The sequence below is a fragment of the Sphingomonas sandaracina genome (assembly GCF_036663695.1).
Taxonomy (GTDB): domain Bacteria; phylum Pseudomonadota; class Alphaproteobacteria; order Sphingomonadales; family Sphingomonadaceae; genus Sphingomonas.
Map to the genome: position 1 here is coordinate 367,997 of NZ_JAXOJK010000003.1, position 17,073 is coordinate 385,069.

The window sequence follows — 17,073 nt, forward strand, 5'->3', positions numbered from 1 at the left end:
CGTTGCATCATGACCGACGAACTCCGCACCGCCGCCCTAGAGTCCAAAGCCTGGCCGTACGAGGAGGCTCGCAAACTCCTCAAGCGGTATCCGCAGGGCAAGTCGGGCGATCCGGTGCTGTTCGAGACGGGTTACGGACCGTCGGGCTTGCCGCACATCGGCACGTTCAACGAGGTGTTGCGCACGACGATGGTGCGCAACGCCTTCCACGCGATGAGCGACACGCCGACGCGGCTGATCGCGTTCTCTGACGACATGGACGGCCTGCGCAAAGTGCCGGACAACGTCCCCAACGGCGACATGCTGCGCGAGCATCTCGGCAAGCCGCTGACGCAGATTCCCGATCCGTTCGGCACGCACTCCAGCTTCGCCGCGCACAACAACGCGATTCTGCGCGAATTTCTCGACCGCTATGGCTTCGACTACGAGTTCGCCTCGTCCACCGAATATTACACGTCCGGTCGCTTCGACGAGGCGCTGAAGGGCGTGCTTCGCCACTTCCAGGGTATCCAGGACGTGATGCTGCCGACTCTTCGAGCAGAACGTCGCGCGACATACTCCCCGGTGCTGCCGATCTCGCCGACCAGCGGCATCGTGTTGCAGGTGCCGATCGAAGTGATCGATGCCGAAGCGGGGCTGATCGCGTTCGAGGACGACGGCCAGCGGATCGAGCAGAGCGTGCTCGGCGGCAAGGCCAAGCTCCAGTGGAAGGTCGACTGGGCGATGCGCTGGGTCGCGCTCGGCGTCGATTACGAGATGGCGGGCAAGGACCTGATCGATTCGGTCACGCAATCGTCGAAGATTGCACGCGTGCTCGGCGGCCGCCCGCCCGAGGGCTTCAACTACGAGATGTTCCTCGACGAGAATGGCGAGAAGATCTCGAAGTCCAAGGGCAACGGCCTCAGCCTCGAACAGTGGCTGACCTATGGCCCCGAAGAATCGCTGGCGTTCTACGCATACCGCGAGCCGAAGAAGGCGAAGTCCTTGCACATGGGCGTGATACCGCGCGCTGTGGACGAATATTGGCAGTTCCGCGGCAATTATGCGGGCCAGGACCTCAAGCAGAAGCTCGGCAATCCGGTCCATCACATCCACGACGGCAAGCTGCCGACAGGCGAGCTGCCGGTGACGTTCGGGCTGCTCCTCAACCTCGTCGGCGTGATGGGCGATGCGAGCAAGGAGCAGGTCTGGGGCTATCTGGCGAACTACGTGCCCGATGCGTCGGCGGAGAAATACCCCGAGCTCGACCGGCTCATCGGGTATGCGCTGGCTTACAGCCGCGATTTCGTCGCGCCGACGCTCAAGCGCCGCGCGCCCGAGGGTATCGAGGTGGCCGCGCTGGAGCGGCTGGATGCGGAGCTTGCCGCGTTGCCGGCGGAGGCAAGCGCGGAGGATATCCAGAACATCGTCTACGAGATCGGCAAGACCGGCGGGTTCGAGAATCTGCGCGACTGGTTCAAGGCGCTGTACGAGACGTTGCTGGGCTCGGAGCAGGGTCCGCGGATGGGCAGCTTCATCGCGCTGTACGGCGTTGCGAACTCGCGGAAACTGATCGCGGAGGCGCTGGCGCGGTAAGGCGCGAGCGCGCGAAGGCACACACCACGGCGGTAGGAACCACCACCCCTGCTTTAAGAAGCACCACCCCGGCGGAGGCCGGGGCCCATTTGGGGGACATTCATAACCGAGTGCAGGGCGTGGTTACCTCGACCGTTCCAACTAGGCCCCGGCCTCCGCCGGGGTGGTGTTTCGGGTTGGCCACGCGGCAGTATCACCTCGACAATATATCGAGAACATATTAGCAACAAGAGCGCATCCCTGATTTGGAAACCGGCATGTTCCATCGACCGCTCGCGCGTCATCGCCTGTTCTTCGCGCTCCGCCCGCCGCTCCCGCTAGCGCGCCAGATCACCGCTGCGGCGTCGTGGTTCGAGACCGACGGCGACAAGCTGCGACCCGAGCATCTGCACGTCACGATCGACATTCTCGACGACCAAGACCGCGTGTCGACGGTGCTGGAGCGCGACCTGAAGGCGATCGGCGATGCGGTCGAAGCCGCGCCGTTCGCGCTCCAGTTCGATACCGCGGTCGGCACCGATCGCTCCATCGCGTTGCGTCCGCGCCGCAAGAACGACTCCTTCGCTGCGCTGTACCGGCGGATCGCCGTGGCGCGCGAAGCGGCAGGGCTACGCGCCCGCGCTGGCTTTCGCTCCAGCCCGCACATGACGCTAGGCTACCGTGCCGGCACGCCGTTCACCCAAGCCATCGCGCCGATCGGCTGGACCGCCGATGCGTTCGTGCTGGTCCACAGCCATGTTGGCCGAACACGTCACGACGTGATCGGGCGCTGGATGCTGAGCGGCGTCGACGATCGGCAACTGGCGCTGTTCTGAGCCTTTGATTTGTTGTCGGCGCGCTACCCGGTAGGAGCCTGAGTGCGGCCGGTTGGTTCTTCTTCCGTGACCGCACGTGAAGGAGCAACGATGCGACTGTTCTTCGACCAGGCCCAGCGGACCCACGCGCCGGCGCGCGAACTGCACAACGGCGCATTCACCACCTATGCCGAGACACCCGCGCGCATCGATGCGATCCTGCGCGCGATCGGTCCGGTCGAGACGCCGGAGGACCGCGGCGAGGCACCGATTTTGGCCGTGCATTCCGCGCCGTACGTCGCGTTCCTGAAGGATGCCGCGCGACTGTGGCGCGAGGCGGGGCGGGAGGGCGACGCGATCCCCTACACCTTCCCGATCCGCGGCCGCCGGCCGCTCGACCTCACCCGAATCGACGCGCTGATCGGCGCGCACAGCTTCGACGCGACCACGCCGATCACCCCCGAGGTCTGGGCCGCGTCCTACGGCAGCGCGCAGTCCGCGCTTGCCGCGACTCACGCGGTGCTCGACGGCGGCCACGCCGCGTTCGCGCTGTGCCGCCCGCCCGGTCATCACGCCGGCGCAGACTATTGCGGCGGCTATTGCCACCTCAACACCGCCGGAATCGCCGCGCAGGCTGCGCGCGACGCGGGCGTCGACCGCGTCGCGATCCTCGATATCGACTATCACCACGGCAACGGCACGCAGGACATCTTCTATGGCCGCAGCGACGTGTTCTACGCCTCGGTCCACGCCGATCCAAAGACCGACTACCCCTTCTACTGGGGCCATGCCGACGAGACCGGGGAGGGCGACGGCGTCGGCACCACACTCAACATCCCCCTCCCGCACGGCACGCAGATCGCCGCGTTCCGCACCGCCCAGACCACCGCTCTCGACGCCATCGCGGCATTCGATCCGGGCCTGCTGGTCGTCAGCTTCGGCGCGGACACTTGGGAGGGCGATCCGATCTCGTACTTTGCGCTGAAGACGCCCGACTATGCAGTCCTCGCGCGCGACATCGCCGCACGCGGCTGGCCGACCGTCATCGTCATGGAAGGCGGCTATGCCGTCGATGCGCTTGGCCACAACGTCGCGAGTTTCATCGATGGGTTCTGAGGCGCCTATTGCGATTGGTACGCCGGCCTATCGCCGACTGACGCTGGCGATGCTGTTCGCGGGGTTCTCGACCTTTTCGTTGCTCTATTCTGTGCAGCCGTTGCTGCCGTTGTTCGCCGCCCAGTTCGGGCTGACCGCGGAGGGCGCATCGCTCGCGGTGTCGTTGGCGACCGGACCACTTGCGATCGGCATCCTGTTCGCCGGGTTCGTCTCGGACCGTGTCGGCCGACGCCCGCTAATGATCGCAGCGATGTTCGCGGCCGGCGCGTTGACGCTGGCGGCGGCGGTCGTACCGGGATGGAGCGGCTTGCTCGTCCTGCGCTTCCTGACCGGCGTCGCGCTCGCGGGCGTGCCGGCGGTGGCGATGGCCTATGTCGCGGAGGAGGTTGACGCAGGCTCGGTCGGCGCCGCGATGGGGCTGTATATCGCGGGCAGCGCACTCGGCGGCATGGCCGGGCGGCTGGTCGTCAGCATCGTCGCCGAGCTCGAAGGCTGGCGCTGGGCGCTCGCCGCGGTCGGCGTCGCAGGACTTGCGATGGCGGAAGCGTTCCGCCGGCTCGCGCCGCCCTCGCGCAATTTCACGCCGAGCGTCGGACGGCCCGGCGCGCTGCTGCGGAGCGCCGGCTCGCTGTTCGTCGACCGTGCGATGCCGCTGCTGTATCTCGAGGCGTTCCTGCTGATGGGCGTGTTCGTCACGATCTATAACTATGCGGGCTTCCGGCTGATGAGCCCGCCCTACGGCCTCAGCCAGGCGGCGGTCGGCGCGGTCTTCCTTCTCTACGTTCTAGGCTCGGTGAGCTCGGCGAAGTTCGGGACGCTTGCGGGACGGCTCGGGCGGCGGAAGGTCTTCTGGATACCGGTCGTGCTGCTGATCGCCGGCGTCGCGCTGACCGCGATGACGTCGCTGGTGCTGGTGATCGCTGGGATCGCGGTGGTGACGATCGGCTTCTTCGGCGCGCATTCGATCGCGAGTGCCTGGGTTGGGCGGCGCGCACAGGTTGCAGGCGGCGGCGGTTCGCGCGGGCAGGCGGCGGCGTTCTACCTGTTCTTCTATTACATGGGGTCGAGCGTCCTGGGATCGGCCGGCGGGTTCGCCTGGACGCATGCGGGGTGGCCGGGGGTGACGGCGTTCTGCCTGTTGCTCGGCGTGGCGGCGTTGGTGCTCGGGCTGGTGCTGCGCACGGTGCCGCCGCTGGTGGTGGAGCCGCCGGTGCCGCAGCGGATGCCGGATCCGTAAAGGCTGAATTCCCCCCTCCCTGAAAGGGAGGGGCCGGGGGTGGGTTGGCCAGTTTAAGTCACCAAGCCCTGGAATTCGGGGAACCCGACCCACCCCCGCCCCCCCCTTTCCAGGGAGGGGAGCAAAAGTCCGGCTTCGCCCAGAATTGAGAGCGGGAACCCGCTCTACCGCGACGCCACGTCGGTCGCGTCGACCGGCGGCATACCTGCCATCCCCTTAGCGACCGCCTCGACGCGCTCCATGACGCGCAGGACGTTGCCGCCCGACAGCTTCGCCAGATCACCATCGCTCCACCCCCGCCGCGCCAGTTCCGCGAACAGCAGCGGATAGCCGTCGACCCCCTTCAAGCCGATCGGCCCAGTCCCCTGGATCCCGTCGAAATCCCCGCCGATCCCGACATGGTCGTGGCCGGCGATCTTTGCGATATGCTCGACATGATCGGCGACGGTCGCGGCGGTGGCTTGAGGCTCGGGATGTGCGGCGTCCCACGCGATCAGAGGCGCAGGCGATTTCGCGCCATAGACGTTCGCCGGCACGCCGACGCTCTTCGCATAGGCCGAGCGCGCCACGTCCCAGGCACGCCACCGCGCCGACAGGAACGACGGGTAGAAATTGACCATCACCACGCCGCCATTCGCGCCTATCGCACGGAGCAGGTCGTCGGGAATGTTGCGCGGCGCGTCTGCGATCGCCCTAGCGCTGGAGTGCGAGGCGATTACCGGCGCCTTCGTGGCGGCGAGTGCGGCGGCCATCGTCGCGTCCGAGACGTGAGAGACGTCAACGATCATGCCGATCCGGTTCATCTCGGCGATGACCTGCCGCCCGAACGCGCTGAGCCCGTTCGCACGGGGTGCGTCGGTCGAACTGTCAGCCCAGTTCAGGCTCTTGCCGTGCGTCAGCGTCATATAGGCGACGCCGAGCGCGCGATATTGGCGCAGGATCGACAACCGCCCGATGATCTGATGCCCACCCTCGACGCCGATCAGCGACGCGATCCGGCCGGCCTTCTCGATCCGGCGGATATCCGCAGCGGTGGTCGCGAGTTCGAACGTCGCCGGGTTCCTGGCGACGAAACGGCGGACGATGTCGATCTGCTCCAGCGTCATCCGGACCGGGTCGGGCGCGTCGGCCGGGATGTAGACCGACCAGAACTGCCCGCCGACATGACCTTTGCGGAGGCGTGGAATGTCGGTCTGCAACGAGTTCGGCAGACGTGCGGTATCGATGGAGAGATCGACGGCCTCGACCTTCGCGTCGTGCAGGTCGCGGAGTTCCCAGGCGAGGTCGTTATGCCCGTCGATAACCGGGCTACGCTTCAGCACGCGCGCGACCCGGCGAGACAGTATCGAATCCGGGGCGGCGTCGGGGCTCGTCTGCGCGGCCAGCAGCAGGAATGCAGCGATCATGTCTTGGTCCCCCGTAGCGTCCACTCCATCCTGAAGGAGGTGTTCACGAGCGACAAGCCGGGTAAGGCGCTCGCCGAACGCGGACGGAGGGTCGGATTGCATACGAGAACGGCCGAACCGGCGGGCAAGGCGGATAGTCGCCTGTCCACCGCGATCGCGATCGCACGGCTGATCGGGATCATGGGTATCGTCTATGTCCATGCGTGGACCGGACGCACCGCCGAGGAACTGGCAGCGGCGTCGTTCAGCGGACAGGCGATTTTCCGCACGCTGCTGGGAGAAGTGTTCGGGCGTAGCGCGGTGCCGCTGCTCGGCATGATCTCCGGCTGGCTGGTGGTATCGACTGCGACGCGCCAGCCGTATCGGCCGTTCCTGCTGGGCAAGGCGCGGACGATCCTGCTGCCGATGGTCCTGTGGAATGCGATCGCGCTCGTGCTGGTCGGGGCCGCGGCGACGTTCGGCACCCTGAAGGCACCGACGCCGTCGAGCATCGGCTGGACGCTGAACGAACTCGTGCCGCTTATCCAGGCGGATGACATCAACGTGCAGATGCCGTTCCTGCGCGACCTGTTCGTCTGCATGATGGTCGCGCCGGTTCTGGTACGCGTGTCGAACCGGTGGCTGGCGCTGGTGGCGACGGTGGCGGTCGCGTGGAGCGTGTCCGGGGTGCACGTGCCGCTGTTGCTGCGGCCGCAGATCCTGGTTTTCTTCACCGCCGGTATCGCCGTGCGACGGTTTGGGTTGGCGGAACGGGTGGCGGGGTGGCCTGTCATCCTCTGCGCGCTGCCGTTCGCGGTGCTGATCGCGCCGCGGCTATGGACCGCGCTGCTGGGCAATGCGTTCTTCGATGCGCATCCGCATTCAATGGCGTTTTTCGATATCGTGTTTCGGTTGGCGTCGGCAGTGGTGTTCTGGCGGGTGGCCTGGGCGCTTGCGGGGAGTGGCGTCGCGGAGCGGTTGCGCGCTGCCGAGCGGTACGGGTTTCTAGCGTTTTGCGATCATCTGGTGCTGTTGTGGCTGTTCGGACCGGTGATCGGGCTGGCGACCGGTGCGCTGGGGGCAGCGCCTTATCCGGCGTATCTGCTTGTGCAGCCGTTGCTCGTGCTGGGGGCGACGATCGTCCTGGGGCGCGGATTGATGGCGGTCTCGCCGGCGGCCGCGCGCGTCTTGAGTGGCGGGCGGTTGGGAAGATAACTTACCTCGCGATCAGTCCCCGCGCGACGGCGGACCGAGCTGGTTCACCCATTCCTGGTTGTGCACGACCGTCGAGCGAACCGGACGGCCGGCGGCATCGAGCCAGGGGCGGTAGCGGAAGCGCAGTTCGATTAGGCGGCAGGTGGTCGCGTCGAGCACCGCGTTGCCGCTCGACCGCGTCACCCCGCAATGCGTGACGCTGCCGTCGGTTTCGACGGTGTAGCGCACGGCGACGATCCCGCCCGCGCCGATCACCGCCTCGGCATTGGGGAAGTCCTTGTTCTTGAAGCGGCCCTTGAGGAGGCGGGGCGGCGTCTCGTCGCCCCCATCGCCGTCGCCATCACCGGAGCGGCCGCTGCCCGTGCCGTTCCCCACGCCGCCGGCTCCCGTGCCCGGACCGGGAACGGGCGCAGCGCCGGTCGTAGCGGCGCTGCCGGGGCCCGGTTTCAAGGCGGCGATGACGGGTGGTGGCGGGACGATCGGCGGCACGATTGGTTCGGGCACGACGACTTCGGTCGCCTGCGAACGGAGATTGGCGGGGGACGCCGCGCCTTCGGGACGGTGGCTTTTCGCGGGGCGGGGGACGATCTTTTTGGGCGGTGGCGGCGGTGGCGCAGGGCCGACCGCGAAGGTCTTGAGCGCGTCTGGGATCGCGGTAGGGATGCTGACGCCGAGACCGAGGACGAGCGCGGCGCCGATGACGGCGCAGAGTATCGCGGCGCTGGCGGCGGATATCAGGCGATCGCGCGGGCTCGGGTGGACGCCGTACATGCTGGGTAATTGGGGAGGCGGGCGGTGGGCGGCAACTGGCTGATGTTGGGACCATGGCGACCAATCGGTCAGCCCTTCGGGGTTCGTTGGCAGACGGCCGCGACTGCTCCTGGGGCTTGGGTTTTCGAGGCGGAGCCTGCTGATCTCACAAGCACCTCCCCGGCGAAGGCCGGGGTCCAGGTGGAGAGGTCGCAGTAACGAAGCGCTACGCTCCATGAGTGACGTCACCCAACTGGGCCCCGGCCTTCGCCGGGGAGGTGCTCGCTTTGGTCGGATAGACCTCGTGTTGTAAGCGTAGCGGTTCGGCATCGGCAGACCTGTACGTTCGGCAGACGCTGGAACGGGCGACGCGACCGAAGTCACACCGCCCGTTCCTGGCGCGCGAGGCGGGAGTAAATCCCGCGTCGTCGGTCGGCGCTGGAGCGCCGCCGGCCGGCCTTTCGCGTGCGACCCTGCGCTTCGCTGGGTCGCAGCGGCGTGCTGCTGCACGCCTCGCTCGGGCCTACAGCTTCTCCGTCAATTCCGGCACGATCTTGAACAGATCGCCGACCAGGCCGATGTCCGCGACCTGGAAGATCGGCGCGTCCTCGTCCTTGTTGATCGCGACGATGACCTTCGAGTCCTTCATGCCGGCGAGATGCTGGATCGCGCCCGAGATGCCGATCGCAACATACACTTCCGGCGCGACGATCTTGCCGGTCTGGCCGACCTGATAGTCGTTCGGGGCGTAGCCCGCGTCGACCGCAGCGCGCGAGGCGCCGACGCCCGCACCCAACTTGTCGGCAAGCGGATCGATCAGCGCGTGGAACTGGTCGCTCGAGGCCAGCGCACGGCCGCCCGAGACGATGATCTTCGCGCTGGTCAGTTCGGGACGCTCGTTCTTGGCGATCTCCGAGCCGGCGAAGGTCGACAGACCCTTGTCGCCGGTCGACGCGACCGCCTCGATCTCGCCCGAACCACCCTCGGTCGCAGCCTTGGCGAAGGCCGTGCCGCGCACCGTGATGACCTTCTTCGCATCCGTCGACTGCACCGTCGCGATTGCGTTGCCCGCGTAGATCGGCCGCGTGAACGTGTCTTCGCTCTCGACCGACAGGATGTCGCTGATCTGCATGACGTCGAGCAACGCTGCGACGCGCGGCGCGATGTTCTTGCCATGCGTGGTCGACGGCGCGACGAACGCGTCGTGGGTGGCCATCAGCTCGACGATCAGCGGCGCGACGTTCTCGGCGAGCGCATGCGCGAACGCGGCGTCGTCGGCGACGTGGACCTTGCCAACGCCGGCGATCTTGGCGGCTTCGGCAGCGACGCCGTCGACGCCCTGGCCGGCGACCAGCAGATGGACTTCACCAAGCTGCGATGCGGCAGTGACCGCCGACAGCGTGGCATCCTTGACGGCCTGACCGTCATGTTCGACCCAAACCAATGTCTTCATGACAAAACCTTTTCCAAAATTCCGTTCGGGCTGAGCGAAGTCGAAGCCCCCTCGCTGGGGCGTGCCCTTCGACTTCGCTCAGGGCGAACGGGGGATTACTTGGCGACGCCCATTTCCTTGAGCTTGCCGACCAGCGCGTCGACATCGGCGACCTTGATCCCGGCCGAGCGCTTGGCGGGCTCGACCACCTTCAGCGTGGTCAGGCGCGGCGTCACGTCGACGCCGAAATCGGCCGGCGTCTTCTGCGCCATCGGCTTCGACTTCGCCTTCATGATGTTCGGCAGCGAGGCGTAGCGCGGCTCGTTGAGGCGAAGATCGGTGGTGATGATCGCGGGCAGCTTGAGCGTGTCCGTCTCCGCGCCGCCATCGACTTCGCGCGTCACGTTGACCGAGCCATCGGCGATCTCGACCTTCGACGCGAACGTGCCCTGGCCCCAGTTCAGGAGGCCGGCGAGCATCTGCCCGGTCTGGTTGTTGTCATCGTCGATCGCCTGCTTGCCGAGGATCACGAGGTCGGGCTTTTCCTCCTCGACGATCTTGGCGAGAATCTTGGCGACGCCCAATGGCTCGACCTTGGTCTCGCTGACGACGAGAATCGCGCGGTCGGCGCCCATCGCGAGCGCAGTACGGAGCGTTTCCTGGCTCTTCTGCTCGCCGATCGAGACGACGACGATCTCGGTGACGCCGTTGTCCTTCAGGCGGATCGCTTCCTCGACCGCGATCTCGTCGAACGGGTTCATGCTCATCTTGACGTTCGCCAGATCGACGCCCGTTCCGTCCGCTTTCACGCGGGGCTTCACGTTGTAGTCAAGCACGCGCTTGACCGGCACCAGCACCTTCATCGGGGTTCCTTCCAAGGTGAAATCATTCTTTTCGCCAACTGGGCGTTGGCGCGACAGATGGCGGTTTCGAGCCGTTTTCGCAAGTCCGGTATGGAAACATCGCTATGCCGTAGCGTCACGACGAGATGCCTACCGGACCACCTGTGGTATAGCGTGCGACATCAACGAAAAAGGGCCCGGACGTTTCCGCCCGAGCCCCGTTTTTCGCAGAATCAGTATGCGAAGCCCGCGGCGATTGCGCCGCAGGCTCCTCAGGCCCGGCGGTTACGCCGCGACCTTCTGCACCTCTGCGACGATCTTCTTGGCGGCATCGCCGAGGTCGTTAGCAGGAACGATCGCGAGGCCGGAGTTCGCAAGAATTTCCTTGCCCTTCTCGACATTCGTACCCTCGAGGCGGACCACGAGCGGTACCGACAGGTTCACTTCCTTCGCCGCAGCGACGATGCCGTCGGCGATGATGTCGCACTTCATGATGCCGCCGAAGATGTTAACCAGGATGCCCTTAACGTTCGGATCCGCGAGGATGATCTTGAACGCGGCCGTCACCTTCTCCTTGTTGGCGCCGCCGCCGACGTCGAGGAAGTTGGCCGGGAACATGCCGTTGAGCTTGATGATGTCCATCGTCGCCATCGCGAGACCGGCGCCGTTGACCATGCAGCCGATGTCGCCATCGAGCTTAATGTAGGCGAGGTCGTACTTCGACGCTTCGAGCTCGGCGGGATCTTCCTCGGTCTCGTCGCGCAAGGTCAGCAGGTCCTTGTGGCGGAACAGCGCGTTGCCGTCGAAGGCGACCTTCGCGTCGAGTACCATCAGCTTGCCGTCGTTGGTGACCGCGAGCGGGTTGATCTCGATCTGCTCGGCATCGGTGCCCATGAACGCGTCATACAGCTTCGACGCGGTATTCGCGGCCTGCTTGGCGAGATCGCCGGTCAACCCGAGCGCGGCAGCGACGGCGCGGCCGTGATGCGGCATGAAGCCGGTCGCCTGGTCGATATCGATCGACTGGATTTTCTCGGGCGTGTCGTGCGCGACCGCCTCGATGTCCATGCCGCCTTCGGTCGAGACCACCATCATCACCCGGCCGGTGGTGCGGTTGAGCGTCAGCGCGAGGTAGAATTCCTTGTCGATGTCGACGCCGTCGGTGACGTACAGGCGATTGACCTGCTTGCCCGCGTCACCCGTCTGGATGGTGACGAGCGTGTTGCCGAGCATGTCGGTCGCCGCGGCGCGAACCTCGTCCTCGGTCTTGGCGAGGCGGACGCCGCCCTTTGCATCGGGGCCGAGCTCGACAAACTTGCCCTTGCCGCGGCCGCCGGCGTGGATCTGCGCCTTAACGACATAGAGCGGTCCGGGAAGCTTCTTCGAGGCCTCGACGGCTTCCTCGACTGTCAGCGCCGCGAAACCGGCGGGGACGGGGACGCCAAACTTGGCCAGCAGTTCCTTGGCCTGGTATTCATGGATGTTCATCGGGAAGGCTCCACGCAATTTTTAGGAAACTCGGGAATTTCCTAGGCGTAAAGCACAGGGCGGGCCGCAAATCCACCCTTAAGGCGTTTGCAGTTGCGTCGCGTTCTCAATAGATACTGTTTGGCGTGATTTCCCGCGTGCGGTTCGTGTGAAATCCGCCGTTCCGAGTCGTGCTGTCCGCTACGTCGACCATCGCGATGGTTTTCGGTAGCGTTCTGCTCGTAAGATACTAGGATTGCCGGGAAACGGTACGCGACTGACCGACGGATCACGGACCGGATCGTGTGCGTTTGCATAAAAGTAACCCTTTTCAGGGCAATATCCCGGCATGACACAGCCCGCGACTCCATTGCCCCACGATCCGACCAGCGAAGAGCTTCGTCAGGCGCTCCGTAAAGCGGTGAAGATGCGGGCGCATTTGCGCGATCGTGGTCAGACACGGTTCGAGATCGAGGTCACCGACCTGTCGCTCTCGGGGTTTCGCGCAGAAACCAGCTTCACGCTCTGGCCGGGAACCGTGGTGTGGCTGACGCTGCCGGGGTTGGCTGCGCTAGAGGCGGTGGTCGCGTGGCGCGACAAGTTCAAATATGGCTGCGCATTCGCCAAGCCGCTGCACCCCGCGGTATTTGAGCATATCGTAGCGCTAAGCCAGCGATAGGCTCGGCCACGTCCGAGCCGATGCGCGAGCGCGCAATCGCTGGCTCGGCCGGTGGGTCGCTCAAGCGAACCCATCCGACGACGGCTTTGCCGGCGGCTTTGTGCAAGAATCAGCAGGTCGCGCCGTGGCGAAGCCACGTCGTCAGTCGTCGCTGTGCGACGCTGGCCCGGCTATCGACTGGTCCGAAATAGCTGCGCTATTTCGGGTCTCTGCCTTTAAATCCCTGCGCCACCACGAACCACTCGACCGACCCCTTGCGACTCGCCGGCGGCTTGGCGTGCTTCACGGTCTTGAAGTTGCGCTTCATCTCCGCGACGAGCTCCGAATCCGCACCGCCGGCGAACACCTTCGATACGAACGTTCCACCCGGCTCCAGCACCTCGCACGCGAACTGCAGCGCCGTCTCCACCAACGCCATCGTCCGGAGCGCATCGGTCTGCGGATGCCCGACCGTGTTCGCCGCCATGTCCGACAGCACGAGATCCGGTGCGCCACCGAGCGCATCGATCAGCTTGCCCGGCGCCGCATCGTCTAGGAAATCCATCTCGAAGATCGTCACGCCCTCGATCGGATCGACCGGCAGCAGGTCGATACCCACGACCGACGCCTTGGGTATCCGCCGCCGGATGACCTGCGCCCAACCACCCGGTGCGATCCCCAGATCGACCACACGCTTTGAGCCGCGAATCAGTTCGAAGCGTTCGTCCAACTCGATAAGCTTGTACGCGGCCCGGCTGCGATAGCCGTCGGCCTTAGCGCGCTTTACATACGGATCGTTCAACTGCCGCTCAAGCCAGCGCGTCGACTGCGCCGTCCGCTTCCGTGCGGTGAGCACGCGGACATGCCCGCCGGATCCACCCCGGCTCATGCCGCGACCCCCGACTTGCCTGGCTTGCTACCAGGTCGGGGCGCGCCCATCAGCCGGCGGAGAATGCCCTCGCGAATGCCGCGGTCGGCGATGCCGAGCCGTTCGGCGGGCCACAAATCCATGATCGTCTCCAGAATGGCACAGCCCGCGACCACCAGGTCGGCGCGCTCGTTGCCGATGCACGGCAGCTTCGCGCGTTCCGTGATCGACATGTGGGAAAGGTCGGCGCTGATCTTGCGCATCGCCGAGGCGGGCACGATCAGCCCGTCGACCACGGTGCGGTCGTAATGGCTGAGGCCCAGATGGACGCTGCCGAGCGTCGTCACGGTCCCGCTGGTGCCAAGCAGCCGCGGCCGCGCGATCTGCCGGGGCAGGCGGGCCGCGAACCCGGCGAAGCTGTCGGCGACGACGCTCCGCATCCGCGCATAGGCGGCACGGCGACCGTCCTCGCCTTCGCCGCCGCCGGCATGTTCAGTCAGCGACACCACGCCCCACGGCGCCGAATGCCAGTCGAGCACGGTCGGGGTCGGGGTCGAGGTGTCGATCAGTACCAATTCGGTCGATCCGCCGCCGATATCGAATACCAGCGCGGGGTCCTCGCCGGGCTCGATCAGCGCATGGCAGCCGAGCACGGCCAGCCGCGCCTCTTCCTCGGCCGATATGATGTCGAGATGGATGCCCGTCTCGGCCAGCGCGCGGGCGATGAAATCGGGGCCGTTCGACGCCTGCCGACACGCCTCCGTCGCAACCGAGCGCGCCAGGGTCACGTTGCGCCGCTGGAGCTTGTCCGAGCACACCCGGAGCGCCGCGATCGTCCGCTCGATCGCCGCATCGCTCAGCTTGCCGGTTGATGCCAGGCCTTCGCCGAGTCGGACGATTCGCGAGAACGCGTCGATCACCGCGAACCCGCCCGCCTGCGGTCGCGCGATCAGCAATCTGCAATTGTTGGTGCCAAGATCCAGCGCGGCAAACGCCTGCGCATCGGCCCACCGCCCACGACTGGGCCGGGTCGCCGCCGGACGGGCAGTACTACCCTGCCGGAACGGCATTCGGGTGGAAACATCCCCCATCGCCGCAAAACTCGCTATCTATGTCTGCCGCCGCGGGAAAATACCCGCTCGGTGCTTGGCATCGAATGTAGCGGCACCAAGAAATTACGCAAGCGACGTGGTACGCCGACGCATCTTGGCGTTGACAGCCCGAACCGCCCCGCCTAGATCGCGCCCTCGCTGATGCCCCGTCGTCTAATGGTAAGACTGCGGTTTCTGATACCGCCTATTGAGGTTCGAATCCTCACGGGGCATCCAGCGCTTCCTGAAATCGTCGTGAGGATGCCGGCCGGAAACGGACGAGCGCTGGCGTTTACGCGTGATCGACAGGCGGGCAGCTAGCGTTGGCCGTGGTTTGGCTACATTCTAACCCGCCTCCGTATCCCGGCGATCGGACGCGTGGTCGTCCCAGACGAATTCCGGTTGCACGACGCTATCGGAGACCTGGGGGACAGGGATTAACTTCTGGGGGCCATGCGGATGCGACGTCTCCGCCATTCCGGGGGTCGGATATCACGCGACGGTGAATGAAGGAGCCAGGCAGGCTCAGTGCTGCTTCGACTTTGAACGATAACACGAGGGCGCAAAGCCGCCCGTTGTCGATTACCACCGCCGCGGGCCCAACGACCTTCGGTATGATCGAGGTGGGAGTTTGATCACGGTGGCGCGATCAGATTTCTCAAAGCGTCAAGACGGCTGAAAACGCGCGGCAGGAAGTATCCGCCGCCGACTAAAATCGCTTTTGCTATGCCGGTCACGCGCCCGCGGCGTGGAAATCAGTTTGTCACGAACGCGCAACGACACGACGCGGATTCGCCGGTCGATCAGCGCAGTACGACTACACCGATCGCGACTGCCCAACACACGGTCGACATCGACAATACCACCAAGGCGCCCTTTGCCTTGCGCGCGTCCCAGGTCGAGCTCAAATTCATCATCTCTCTCCAGCGGCGATTAGCGCCGTCTTTGTAAAAATGTTCTATTGTGAGACAAACTTCAAGATAATTTTCGGGGTAGAACCGAAAAGGCGCACGATTGTTTCAGCGGAGACGCGGCCTCTTAGCGGACGGATCGGCGACTGACCCAGCGATGGCATCGTCGTGGTCCTTCGGACCGGCGAGCTACCGAGCCGTGCGCGACGCGTATGGAGGCAAACTGAGCCTGATATCTGTAGCGGAGGCGTGGCGCCAAGTCCGCGACGGACCGTCCAGAAACGGCAGTGGCGGCGCTCATCGCGCCGCCACATCATTCGAGTAGAGGTGTTTCACGGCCGGGTACGCGGCCGCTGCTACACGCTACCGCGGGCGGGCCACGACGCGTGGCCCGCCCGCGGTAGCGATCAGCGGCCTACCGCGATGTAGGTGAAGCCGGCATTCTCGACGACATCGCGCGGATAGATGTTGCGCAGATCGATGAGGAGCGGCGTCGACAGCAACGACTTCACACGCTTCAGATCGAGCGCGCGGAACGCATCCCATTCGGTGACGATCACGAGCGCGTCCGCACCCTCGATCGTCGCATAGGTATCGTCCTTGAAGTCGACGTTCTGGAGCATCTTCGCAGCCTGCTCCATGCCCTCGGGATCATAGGCCTGGACACGCGCACCGGCATCCTGGAGCAGCTGGATCACCGCGATGGCGGGGCTGTCGCGCATATCGTCGGTGTTCGGCTTGAACGTCAGGCCGAGCACGGCGACGGTCTTGCCGCGGACTTCGTCGCCCATCGCCGCGATGACCTTGCGGCCCATTGCGCGCTTGCGGTTCTCGTTGACCGCGACGACCGCCTCGACGATCCGCTGCGGCGCTTCGTAATCCTGGCTGGTCTTGAGCAGCGCAAGCGTATCCTTGGGGAAGCACGAGCCGCCATAGCCTGGGCCGGCGTTAAGGAACTTGGCGCCGATCCGCTTGTCCAGACCGATGCCGCGGGCGACTTCCTGGACGTCGGCACCGACCTTTTCGCAAAGGTCGGCGATTTCGTTGATGAACGTGATCTTGGTCGCGAGGAACGCGTTGCCGGCGTATTTGGTGAGCTCGGCACCGCGCCGCGACATCTCGATCACCGGCGAGCTGTTCAGGCTCAGCGGGCGATAGATTTCGCGCATCACGGCCATCGCGCGCTGGTCGTCGCCGCCGATGACGACACGATCAGGACGCTTGAAGTCGTCGATCGCCGCGCCTTCGCGCAGGAATTCGGGGTTGGAGACGACCGCGAATTCAGCATCGGGATTGTTTTCGCGTAGGATCCGCTCGACCTCGTCACCGGTGCCGACCGGGACGGTCGACTTGGTGATGACGACCGTGAAGCCGCTCACCGCCTTGGCGACTTCGGCAGCGGCGGCAAAGACATAGCCGAGATCGGCATGGCCATCGCCGCGCCGCGACGGGGTGCCGACCGCGATGAACACCGCCTCGGCGTCCTTGACGCCTTCGGTCAGGTCGGTGGTGAACGCGATGCGACCCGCCTTCACGTTGGTTTCGACAAGTGCCTGAAGACCCGGCTCAAAGATGGGAATGCGACCGGCGTGCAGCGCGTCGATCTTGCTGGCGTCCTTGTCGACGCAAATGACGTCATGACCGAAGTCGGCGAAGCATGCCCCCGACACGAGCCCGACATACCCGGTTCCAATTACTGCGATCCGCATGGTCGTTTACTCACATTATGCGA

Annotated in this window: 14 protein-coding genes and 1 tRNA gene; 7 read left to right on the forward strand and 8 right to left on the reverse strand. The window is 65.6% G+C overall.

Features of this window, described 5'->3' with window-relative positions; all coding sequences use genetic code 11:
- Positions 1-9: 9 nt before the first annotated feature.
- From U1707_RS11195 to U1707_RS11210, 4 genes are all read left to right on the forward strand, one after another.
- On the forward strand, positions 10-1,575 hold the full coding sequence (locus U1707_RS11195) for a lysine--tRNA ligase (RefSeq protein ID WP_332800145.1): 1,566 nt from the start codon (positions 10-12) through the stop codon (positions 1,573-1,575).
- A 257-nt stretch (positions 1,576-1,832) separates the two neighbouring features.
- Entirely contained in the window at positions 1,833-2,390 is a 558-nt protein-coding gene (locus U1707_RS11200) for a 2'-5' RNA ligase family protein (protein ID WP_332800146.1), read from the forward strand.
- Positions 2,391-2,480: 90 nt separating this feature from the next.
- On the forward strand, positions 2,481-3,485 hold the full coding sequence (locus tag U1707_RS11205; RefSeq protein ID WP_332800147.1) for a histone deacetylase family protein: 1,005 nt from the start codon (positions 2,481-2,483) through the stop codon (positions 3,483-3,485).
- Positions 3,475-4,722, forward strand: coding sequence for an MFS transporter (locus U1707_RS11210; RefSeq protein ID WP_332800148.1), 1,248 nt, complete (start codon positions 3,475-3,477; stop codon positions 4,720-4,722). Before U1707_RS11205 ends, U1707_RS11210 begins: the two co-directional genes overlap by 11 nt.
- Before the next feature lie 164 nt (positions 4,723-4,886).
- Here U1707_RS11210 and U1707_RS11215 read toward each other — a convergent pair whose 3' ends face one another.
- Positions 4,887-6,128 carry a dipeptidase gene (locus U1707_RS11215; protein ID WP_332800149.1) on the reverse strand — a complete coding sequence of 414 codons (1,242 nt, stop codon included), beginning with the start codon at positions 6,126-6,128 and terminating at the stop codon, positions 4,887-4,889.
- Positions 6,129-6,131: 3 nt separating this feature from the next.
- Between U1707_RS11215 and U1707_RS11220 the strand changes: the two genes are divergently transcribed.
- Complete coding sequence (locus tag U1707_RS11220; protein ID WP_332800150.1) at positions 6,132-7,322, forward strand: acyltransferase family protein; 1,191 nt, start codon at positions 6,132-6,134, stop codon at positions 7,320-7,322.
- Positions 7,323-7,334: 12 nt separating this feature from the next.
- Here U1707_RS11220 and U1707_RS11225 read toward each other — a convergent pair whose 3' ends face one another.
- From U1707_RS11225 to sucC, 4 genes are all read right to left on the reverse strand, one after another.
- The gene (locus U1707_RS11225; protein WP_332800151.1) at positions 7,335-8,093 is read right to left on the reverse strand and encodes an energy transducer TonB; all 759 of its coding nucleotides are present in this window, start codon (positions 8,091-8,093) and stop codon (positions 7,335-7,337) included.
- 502 nt (positions 8,094-8,595) lie between these two features.
- Positions 8,596-9,525 carry an electron transfer flavoprotein subunit alpha/FixB family protein gene (locus U1707_RS11230; protein ID WP_332800152.1) on the reverse strand — a complete coding sequence of 310 codons (930 nt, stop codon included), beginning with the start codon at positions 9,523-9,525 and terminating at the stop codon, positions 8,596-8,598.
- A gap of 95 nt (positions 9,526-9,620) precedes the next feature.
- Complete coding sequence (locus tag U1707_RS11235; protein ID WP_332800153.1) at positions 9,621-10,367, reverse strand: electron transfer flavoprotein subunit beta/FixA family protein; 747 nt, start codon at positions 10,365-10,367, stop codon at positions 9,621-9,623.
- A gap of 264 nt (positions 10,368-10,631) precedes the next feature.
- On the reverse strand, positions 10,632-11,834 hold the full coding sequence (gene sucC / locus U1707_RS11240; protein WP_332800154.1) for an ADP-forming succinate--CoA ligase subunit beta: 1,203 nt from the start codon (positions 11,832-11,834) through the stop codon (positions 10,632-10,634).
- A gap of 328 nt (positions 11,835-12,162) precedes the next feature.
- Between sucC and U1707_RS11245 the strand changes: the two genes are divergently transcribed.
- A complete protein-coding gene (locus U1707_RS11245) occupies positions 12,163-12,492 on the forward strand; it encodes a PilZ domain-containing protein (protein WP_131587184.1) in 330 nt (109 codons plus the stop codon).
- 196 nt (positions 12,493-12,688) lie between these two features.
- Here the strand turns inward: U1707_RS11245 and U1707_RS11250 are convergent, their stop codons facing one another.
- A complete protein-coding gene (locus tag U1707_RS11250; protein ID WP_332800155.1) occupies positions 12,689-13,360 on the reverse strand; it encodes an RlmE family RNA methyltransferase in 672 nt (223 codons plus the stop codon).
- Entirely contained in the window at positions 13,357-14,409 is a 1,053-nt protein-coding gene (locus U1707_RS11255; protein ID WP_332800156.1) for a Ppx/GppA phosphatase family protein, read from the reverse strand. Before U1707_RS11255 ends, U1707_RS11250 begins: the two co-directional genes overlap by 4 nt.
- Positions 14,410-14,593: 184 nt before the next feature.
- On the opposite strand from U1707_RS11255, the gene U1707_RS11260 reads away from it, so the two are divergent.
- Positions 14,594-14,667 (forward strand) — tRNA-Gln (locus U1707_RS11260).
- Between the two features lie 1,081 nt (positions 14,668-15,748).
- On the opposite strand, the gene U1707_RS11265 is transcribed toward U1707_RS11260, so the two are convergent.
- Complete coding sequence (locus tag U1707_RS11265; protein ID WP_332800157.1) at positions 15,749-17,050, reverse strand: UDP-glucose dehydrogenase family protein; 1,302 nt, start codon at positions 17,048-17,050, stop codon at positions 15,749-15,751.
- Positions 17,051-17,073 lie beyond the last annotated feature (23 nt).

Coding starts and splice junctions, on each gene's coding strand:
- U1707_RS11205 (WP_332800147.1), top strand. CDS start 2,481: ATGCGACTGTTCTTCGACCAGGCCCAGCGGACCCACGCGCCGGCGCGC.
- U1707_RS11255 (WP_332800156.1), bottom strand. CDS start 14,409: ATGCCGTTCCGGCAGGGTAGTACTGCCCGTCCGGCGGCGACCCGGCCC.
- U1707_RS11225 (WP_332800151.1), bottom strand. CDS start 8,093: ATGTACGGCGTCCACCCGAGCCCGCGCGATCGCCTGATATCCGCCGCC.
- U1707_RS11250 (WP_332800155.1), bottom strand. CDS start 13,360: ATGAGCCGGGGTGGATCCGGCGGGCATGTCCGCGTGCTCACCGCACGG.
- U1707_RS11235 (WP_332800153.1), bottom strand. CDS start 10,367: ATGAAGGTGCTGGTGCCGGTCAAGCGCGTGCTTGACTACAACGTGAAG.
- U1707_RS11200 (WP_332800146.1), top strand. CDS start 1,833: ATGTTCCATCGACCGCTCGCGCGTCATCGCCTGTTCTTCGCGCTCCGC.
- U1707_RS11210 (WP_332800148.1), top strand. CDS start 3,475: ATGGGTTCTGAGGCGCCTATTGCGATTGGTACGCCGGCCTATCGCCGA.
- U1707_RS11195 (WP_332800145.1), top strand. CDS start 10: ATGACCGACGAACTCCGCACCGCCGCCCTAGAGTCCAAAGCCTGGCCG.
- U1707_RS11215 (WP_332800149.1), bottom strand. CDS start 6,128: ATGATCGCTGCATTCCTGCTGCTGGCCGCGCAGACGAGCCCCGACGCC.
- U1707_RS11245 (WP_131587184.1), top strand. CDS start 12,163: ATGACACAGCCCGCGACTCCATTGCCCCACGATCCGACCAGCGAAGAG.
- sucC (WP_332800154.1), bottom strand. CDS start 11,834: ATGAACATCCATGAATACCAGGCCAAGGAACTGCTGGCCAAGTTTGGC.
- U1707_RS11230 (WP_332800152.1), bottom strand. CDS start 9,525: ATGAAGACATTGGTTTGGGTCGAACATGACGGTCAGGCCGTCAAGGAT.
- U1707_RS11265 (WP_332800157.1), bottom strand. CDS start 17,050: ATGCGGATCGCAGTAATTGGAACCGGGTATGTCGGGCTCGTGTCGGGG.